4 protein-coding genes are annotated in these 8,612 nt (G+C 51.4%); 2 read left to right on the top strand and 2 right to left on the bottom strand.

The annotated features are described in order from the left end of the window. Window positions 1-1,019 precede the first annotated feature (1,019 nt). Together MSL71_RS22075 and MSL71_RS22070 are read right to left on the bottom strand one after the other, a co-directional pair. Window positions 1,020-2,255 carry an McrC family protein gene (locus tag MSL71_RS22075; protein WP_180145051.1) on the bottom strand — a complete coding sequence of 412 codons (1,236 nt, stop codon included), beginning with the start codon at window positions 2,253-2,255 and terminating at the stop codon, window positions 1,020-1,022. Window positions 2,256-2,257: 2 nt separating this feature from the next. Further along, window positions 2,258-4,891, bottom strand: a complete 2,634-nt coding sequence (locus tag MSL71_RS22070; RefSeq protein WP_218951110.1) for an McrB family protein — start codon at window positions 4,889-4,891, stop codon at window positions 2,258-2,260. A gap of 886 nt (window positions 4,892-5,777) precedes the next feature. Between MSL71_RS22070 and MSL71_RS22065 the strand changes: the two genes are divergently transcribed. Both MSL71_RS22065 and MSL71_RS22060 read left to right on the top strand, forming a co-directional pair. After that, window positions 5,778-7,253: a type I restriction-modification system subunit M gene (locus MSL71_RS22065; protein ID WP_180145048.1), complete on the top strand. Its 1,476-nt coding sequence runs from the start codon at window positions 5,778-5,780 to the stop codon at window positions 7,251-7,253. Next, the gene (locus tag MSL71_RS22060; RefSeq protein WP_180145045.1) at window positions 7,250-8,443 is read left to right on the top strand and encodes a restriction endonuclease subunit S; all 1,194 of its coding nucleotides are present in this window, start codon (window positions 7,250-7,252) and stop codon (window positions 8,441-8,443) included. Before MSL71_RS22065 ends, MSL71_RS22060 begins: the two co-directional genes overlap by 4 nt. Window positions 8,444-8,612 lie beyond the last annotated feature (169 nt).

Here is an 8,612-nt window from a genome sequence, read left to right as displayed (position 1 = left end):
CCACCGATTGAAGTGTGTCACACGTAGGATGGGCAAAGCGAAGCGTGCCCATCTTTGCTCGGGTCCCCCATTCAAACACCATATCCATGTGTGGGCCCCACACCCCATTTGGAATCCTTCGTCACGCGCGATGGGCACGGCACCCAGGCCATCATCACCCTAATGGTTACGGCTTGGCCTTTGCCCATCCTACATCTCCTCGATTTATCGCCACCGATTGAAGTGTGTCACACGTAGGATGGGCAAAGCGAAGCGTGCCCATCTTTGCTCGGGTCCCACATTCAAACACTATATCCATGTGTGAGACCCACACCCCATTTGGAATCCTTCGTCACGCGCGATGGGCACGGCACCCAGGCCATCATCACCCTAATGGTTACGGCTTGGCCTTTGCCCATCCTACATCCCCTCGAATGATCACCACCGATTGAAGTGTGTCACACGTAGGATGGGCAAAGCGAAGCGTGCCCATCTTTGCTCGGGTCCCCCATTCAAACACCATATCCATGTGTGGGCCCCACACCCCATTTGGAATCCTTCGTCACGCGCGATGGGCACGGCACCCAGGCCATCATCACCCTAATGGTTACGGCTTGGCCTTTGCCCATCCTACATCCCCTCGAATGATCGCCACCGATTGAAGTGTGTCACACGTAGGATGGGCAAAGCGAAGCGTGCCCATCGTTGACCAACCTCCCACAACAGGCATCCCGCCTTGTAGCGCGACAAAGCGCCCCGACTTGACTCTTTGAGCAATGAACGACATCAACACCACCCACAATGCCTATGGCCGCAACACACAGAAATCAAAACTACAATAGAATTTATACTATGTAGAACAACGAAAATTGCAACTACAGAATGTATAGCCAAAAATTGGGTAATTCAAAACAGGTATCCTTTCGCGAAGGTGGAACCACCCATGGAGCGCCGCACTCTGTGCGGCATAACCATCGACACAAAAAAAGCCGCACATAAGTGCGGCGTTTCACTATAACTTTTTCATTTCTTCAGACACCTCACGGAAAAATGATATCGGTGGTTCCATTGGGTATCACGTCAATGGGAATAACGCGGATCGTAACTCGGGCATCCCCCTGAAGACGAAATTCGACAGGTGATGTCAGTTTCGCCTGGCGGGGATAAATCAAAGCGAGTGTATCAATGCCGTACCGGGCGGCATAGGCACTCATCTGATACAGGTCGCCCTGTGTGATTCCAAGGTTTTTCCCGTTTTCGTTCAGGATTTTCCATTTGGCATCGGCAAGGGCTACGGGCGTGCTTTCATCCAGAAAGACCATGTCGGGTTTCATCAAAAACAGCTCATTGCCGGTGTCCGGACGAATTGCCATGTATTTTTTGGGACCCTGCTCACGCATTCGCAGTCCCCTTTTGCCTGCATTCCGGCGCATGATATCCGAGACATACGCTTCAAACAGCCTGTTCATATCAAAGATAAGAGCCAGACACGGCATATCACCGGCGACAACGTCCGGGTGGAGGCCCTCCAAAAACATGCGGCACATACCAAAAATCTCTTTGAATCGACACGTCGTGCGATCAAAGGCCAGGCTTTCAAAAAAAGTGAGATCTGCCGGGATGTCCCTGATATCTGCAAATTGCATAAGAAGTCGTGCAATCCGCTTTCGTGCTGTTGTGCCCGATGCGAATTGTTGCATCTGGCGTAACACCGATTTGATCATTTGATTGTGGGGGGTATCGACACTCATTTCATCGTAGCAGCAATAGACACGCTCCCCGTGGGCCAAGTTGTGTTTGAACTGCATATCGAGCTTGATCCGGCCCCTTACAACATGAAGATTCTCCTCTTTTTCCACATAGCCCCGAAGCATGCCTTGCATCAGCTGGGCCTGAAGAAGATCACAAAAATAGATCAGGAACACGTCAAGAAGCACCTCGGTTTGACGGCCCATGGCCCCCTGCCCCACGGGCGTTGTCTTGAGGCGCCGTGCCCGTTTCAAAAGATGAATCAATGCCGTCCTGCAGGCCCCCGGGCTCTCCTCCCTCCCATGGATTTTTGGGAGAATTTCTAAGCAAAGATCCCCCAATGACACCACCCCGCAATGCTGAGCGAACGTGATGACATGATGCCCCCAGGCAAACGTTCGTTTAGGCAACCGGGCTTCAAGGCGGGAAAGGGCTTCGGCATGGGCCTCCGTAAGCACATGCTCGCCCTCACGACGGGAAGCCCGGATCGGAATGCGCTCATGTTCGATGACGCTTAAGATTTCCATGCTCAATTGACATCTTCATATATTTTTCGAATGGCATCCGGGGCGATGTTGGCCTCATCCTCAACACGGTACTCGATGAGATCGTCATGGCCTGCAACGTCAAAGCCAAAAGCCTCTTCTGGTTTGAGAATCCGATGGCAGACAATCTGTGGGTCGTGATGTTGCCCATCTTCCCCCACATCGTGAAAAACCTTTTGAATACTGCGCCAGTCTTCATAGAAATACTCTTGAAGCAAGGGGATAACCTGGTTCAGGAGCACCTCTTTAAGATCAGCAAACGTCCTCACATTGCAAAAATAAGCATGGCCCAGGGTCATGTCCCGGTTGAGCAGGAACCGGATCCTCAGGTTCATGGCATCAAGCATCTTACGAAGATCAATGACCCCACCGTCACCATCATCAATGGTTCCATCCGCGGCACGTCCGTTGATGACCGCCGAATTCGGCATCAATTCTTTAAAACGAAACCTGCGCCGCAGTGCCGTGTCGATGAGGGCAATAGAGCGGTCCGCCGTATTCATGGTGCCGTATATATCGAGGTTCACCGGCACACCGAATGTTTCGCCGGAGTAAGGAAGCGTCAGCTCCAACCCTTTGGTCAGGTGACCTTCGCTATCGTACTCCGCCCGTTTATCAACCTCCATCAGGGTAATGAGTTCCCCGAAAATTTTGGCTATGTTTCCCCGGTTGATCTCATCAATAAAAATAGCGTACTTCTGATTTGGATCTGCCTTGGCCTTCTTGACGATCCGCTTAAAAACCCCGGGAACCACCCTGTACGAAAACCCGTCGCCATCCTCGCCTGCGTCAACAGGCCGAATCCCTTCCAGGAAATCTTCATAGCTGTATGCCTGATGAAATGTGACGAATTCGTATCTCTGTTGCAACATTCCCGCATCGGGTCCTCGCTCCCAGGAATCCGCCAAACCGGGAATGTCATCACACGTCTCCTGCCACCCGTCCGTAAAGGACCAGACCGAATCACGGCTCTTTTCAAACACAAAGGGTGCGCATCGGTTCCGAGTCAGCACCGTCGTGCACGACTCCGGGGTGTGCTGCTGCAGCGTGGCCCAGATGGTCTGCTTGATATGACTGGTACGTTCCATAACACGCGCTTTGAAGCGTACAAACTCATGGGAGGCAATGTCACCGACCTTTGCCGTGCCCCCCAGCTTGTACAATGCCGCAGCAATCACATCAAACCATCGCACATCAGCAAGTTGCTGCATCAACCATACATCACGCGGGATGGGCGTACTCTGTGTTGCATATCGTTCCTTGAGCCGACTGAGTTCGTAGGTTTTTCCCGTGCCGGGAGGCCCGTAAAAAATAAGGTTTCGGGGGCGTATTACAGGCAAAGTGGGCTGCTCTGGTTTCGATACTTTTTCGACTGTGTCTTGCCAGAGTTTCTCGAGTATTCCGGCAGCCTTTGGTTTTATTTTGATGCCCGAAGCCTGGGGAGACCACGCCTGCTCCTCAGGCACCGCCTTTTTTAACTCTCCCTGGAAAACCATGGGATCCCCTTTGTCGGGATCCTGAATGCGTGAGAAGGCAATATCCACGTACCAGATCTGCTTGCTCCCGCTGCCTTGGGGCTCACCCCAGTGATCTGCCTGATAAGGCGCTGTCACCACATTGCCGACGGCGATAACCCCGCGTGGTTCCACGCCGGTCCGGGTCAGGTAGGCCCTGTCCCCCACATGGATCCCGGTGTTGGCACAATTCCAGCGCAGCGTCACGGTTTCTCCGTTATGGGTAGCTTGCCGATCGACAGCCAGGGATTCCCAGGGCCATTTGGAGGGGTTCCAGCTGAAAAGCCAGGAGTTGTGGGAAGATTCAAACCAAAGGTTACGCAAAGGGGGCGAATAAAAATCCAGTTCCTCTGTTCCATATGAGGCCTCCTGTTCCCTGCGGATGTCGTGGAGTTCCCCATCCAGATCACTCACCGTAATCTTGTTGACCTGGGCCGGCCGGAGTTTCCTGAAAGCCGCAACGATGCTCCGCCGGTGCGTGCCCCCAAATACCCGCTCACAGGCATCGGGAAAAAGAAGGAACAGGAACATGTGGCGAAACTGACGGGACTCGTTTTCTTCCAGCGTCTCCAGCCACGTTGTCATGGCCCGGACATCCCCCAAAAGCCTCTTACGTTCGTCAATGCCCATGGCCTTCAGGCCCGACATCAGCCGGATAAAATAGATAAACTCGCGCCACCGGTTGGTATTGTATGCGGTCCCGGCGCTGCCCGCCCCCACCAGATACCGGTCTGACAGCCAGGAGATGCCTTCAGGCAAGCCAGTCCCAGCCCAACCCCAAATCATCCCAATTCCTTCACGTTTTTTTTCGGGCGTCATGTTGCTCGGGCAGAGAAACATCACCCAGAACATCTCAGCAGCCAGTTTTTTGACTTCGGGCACTGTGGGCTCTATCTGGGATTCCAGTTTCTCGTAGAAACTCCCATCACCCATATCAAGGTTCTGGATAAAATACTGATCCAGAGCACGGAAGTGCTCCAACGACCAAAGGGCGTCATCAGTAAACACAGCCCCATCGTTTTCAATGCACGCCCTTCGCCAATGCTCAGCCGCATCCAGTATGGATTCGACATCATGGGTTTTTTCGCCGCAATATCTGCTCATAGGGTTTCTCCTCAGTAGATCCGAATTTTGCTACACCAGTGTTATCTCCATTCTGGTGATTTTCCAAGGAGTAATGACGCTTTTTTAAAGAAACCAGACAAATTATTAGCCTTTTGTATGGCTACGCCGGAATCACTGGTTATCGCCGCGCCCGATGGGCACGGCACGAGATTGGCCATCCTACAATTTAACGGATTATCCCCGCTGTTCGCCATATGTCACCCCGTAGGATGGGCAAAGCGGAGCGTGCCCATCTTTGCACGCTCAACCCGTACCATACCAAATCCATGACACATTCAGACCCCACACACCACAATCCCCCATGAGAACAATCGCCACACGCGATGGGCACGGCACCAAGGGTGTCATCACCCCGATGGTTACGGGCTTGCCTTTGCCCATCCTACGTGTTTTTCAATTACCTCCGCTGTTCGCCATATGTCATCCCGTAGGATGGGCAAAGCGAAGCGTGCCCATCTTTGCACGCTTAACCCGTACCATCCAAAACCCATTACATATTCGGCCCCGACACACCACAACCCAAAATAGATGCCATCGCCATATGCGATGGGCACGGCACCAACGGTGTCACCACCCCAATGGTTACAAGTTTGCCTTTGCCCATCCTACGTGTTTTCGGATTATCCCCGCTGTTCGCCATATGTCACCCCGTAGGATGGGCAAAGCGGAGCGTGCCCATCTTTTGGTCAATACCCCATAGCAAAAACACAAACCCAAATGGCACCATAGGAAAACAGCAAACCTTTCCGCTGGACAAAGCAGCGTGCTTCATGGCATGGAGTTGGGTTGTCGTTATTTTGAACTTAAGCTGCGTTGAGCAGAGTATCAGCATCAGCACATTGACATATGAAGGAATTTTAGACACATGGATAGACGTGAGCTGCGGAGTCAGGTTGATAAGATATGGGAAGCATTCTGGACAGGGGGGATCAGCAACCCCCTTACCGTCATTGAGCAGTTCACCTATCTGTTGTTTATCCGGCGGCTGGATGAGATTCAGCTTCTGGAAGAGAAGAAAACCCAATTTTCAGAGGGACCCGTCACCAACCCTGTCTATACCGAAGACCAGAAAGCCCTTCGATGGGGCTCTTTTAAGAACATGGATCCCGAGGCGATGTTTGAGCTTTTTACCCGGCCGCAGGGAGATTTGCCCACGGTATTCGACCATATGAAGGAACTCAACGGCCGGGCGGGGATTGCGGCCAAATTCATGAAGGGGGCCACCTTTATGATTCCGACTCCCCGGCTCCTGGACATGGTGGCTCAGATGATCGACAAGATCAAGATGGACGATCAGGACACCAAGGGGGACCTTTACGAATACCTCCTCTCAAAAATTGCCACGGCGGGTACCAACGGCCAGTTCCGAACCCCGAGGCACATCATCAAGATGATGGTGGAGATGATGGAGCCCAAGAGAGATGACACCATTTGCGATCCGGCATCGGGGAGCTCCGGGTTTCTCGTGGGCTGCGGAGAGTACATCAAAAAAGAGCACAACGACTGGTTCATGGAACCCGAGTTCAACGCCCATTTCAAGGGAGCCATGTTCACCGGCATTGAGTTCGACAGCACCATGATCCGCATCGGTGCCATGAACCTGATGCTCCACGGCATCGACACCCCCACCCTCATCGGCAAAGACGCCTTGAGCGAAGGCAACGGCGACCTCAGGGAGGCTTACAGCCTGATCCTCGCCAACCCGCCCTTTAAAGGAAGCCTCGACTACGACAGCGTGGAGCCGTCCCTCTTAAAGACAGCCAAAACCAAGAAGACCGAGCTTCTTTTTGTGAGCCTCATGCTGCGCCTCCTTAAAACCGGGGGCCGCTGCGCTGTCATCGTTCCGGACGGGGTGCTCTTCGGCTCCTCCAAGGCCCACAAACAGCTTCGGAAGACCCTTCTGGAAGATCAAAAACTCGAGGCTGTCATCTCCATGCCCAGCGGGGTGTTCAAGCCCTACGCAGGGGTGAGCACCGCGGTTCTCGTCTTCACCAAGACCAACAGCGGCGGCACCGACCATGTCTGGTTTTACGACATGAAGGCCGACGGGTTCAGCCTGGACGACAAACGCAACAAAATCCCCGACACGGACATCCCGGACATCCTCACCCGATTCAAAAACCTCAAAGCCGAAGCATCTCGGGAACGCACAGACCAAAGCTTTCTCGTGCCCTTTGACGAGATCAAGGAGAACGACTGGGACCTGAGCATCAATAGGTACAAAGAGATTGTGTATGAAGAGGTGGCGTATGCTTCGCCTGGGGAGATTATGGCGGAGATTGAAGCGTTGGATAAAGAGAGGGGTGAAGCTCTTGAGATGTTAAAGGGGATGTTGAGATGATCTATCCATTTGTTAAGTTAAGTGATTTGTGTAGCATTATCACACGAGGTAAAGCACCAAAATACGGCGACTCGACTCAATTTAACATTGTAAAATCAGCACAAGTTCAACCGACTGGTGTTCTTTGGGACGAGTGCCCTCCTGTCACTGATAAGTTTGGAGTTGGTTGTTCTCCGACCTATTTTTTGCAAAATGGCGATGTGCTTTTAAATGGTACGGGAACCGGTACATTAGGACGGCCATCAATAGTTCGAACCGTCACTCCCAATAGATTCATTCCAGATTCTCATATCAATCTGTTACGAGCTAATGATGATTTGAATCCATTATATCTTTTTTACTGGTTTTTTTCACCGAGAGGGCAAAGAATCATAGAGTTAAACCATACAGGCTCAACAAATCAAATAGAACTATCCGCAAAACGATTGAGTTACTTGAAAATCCCCCTCCCCCCCCTGCCCGTCCAAAAAAAGATCGCCGCCATCCTGGACGCCGCCGATTCCCTGAGGCAGAAGGACAAGGCCCTCATTGCCAAATACACGGAGCTCTCGCAGTCGCTGTTTTTGGAGATGTTTGGGGATCCAGCTATAAACAAGCGTAAATTTAAACTTGGAACAATAGGAGATCTGCTCGCTGAGGTCAAATACGGTACGAGTTCGAAAGCTGACGAAAATGGCGAATATCCATACCTGAGAATGAATAACATCACATACGAGGGTTATATGGATTTTTCGAATTTGAAATACATAACACTATCAGAAAAGGATAAGCCCAAATACCTCGTCAGACGTGGTGACCTTCTATTCAACAGAACAAACAGCAAAGAGTTGGTTGGTAAAACGGGTCTATATAATAGTGATAACGAAATGGCGATTGCAGGGTATTTAATAAGGACAAGAGTCAATGAGAACGCTAATCCTTACTACATTTGGGGTTACTTAAACTCTAAACATGGAAAATTAACGTTAGCTGGGATGTGTAAGAGTATCGTTGGGATGGCTAATATTAATGCTAAAGAATTTCAAACTATCAAAATACTTCACCCCCCAATAGAACTCCAAAACCAATTCGCCGAACGCATCGAAGCCATCGAAAAACAGAAAAAACAAGCCGAACTCAGCCTGCAAAAGTCGGATGATCTTTTCAACAGCTTGATGCAAAAGGCATTCAAGGGCGAGCTGGTCTCCTGACCCACTCTCCCCTATGGACCGCCATTGGGTGCAAAAAGCCTTGGCCTATACACCAGCCCTTTCAATGTAGTACTTTTATTTTTTGCGTTTCGAAATCAGCTTGGCGGTTGAAACATGTGAGCTTTTCGAGCAATGACCCTTCTTGTCCTTTGGCTTTTTAGGGCCTCTC

It is taken from the genome of Desulfoluna butyratoxydans (genome assembly GCF_900699765.1).
GTDB classification, from domain to species: domain Bacteria; phylum Desulfobacterota; class Desulfobacteria; order Desulfobacterales; family Desulfolunaceae; genus Desulfoluna; species Desulfoluna butyratoxydans.
The sequence above is the reverse complement of the archived record's forward strand: the minus strand, read 5'-3'. Positions and strand labels throughout refer to the sequence as shown.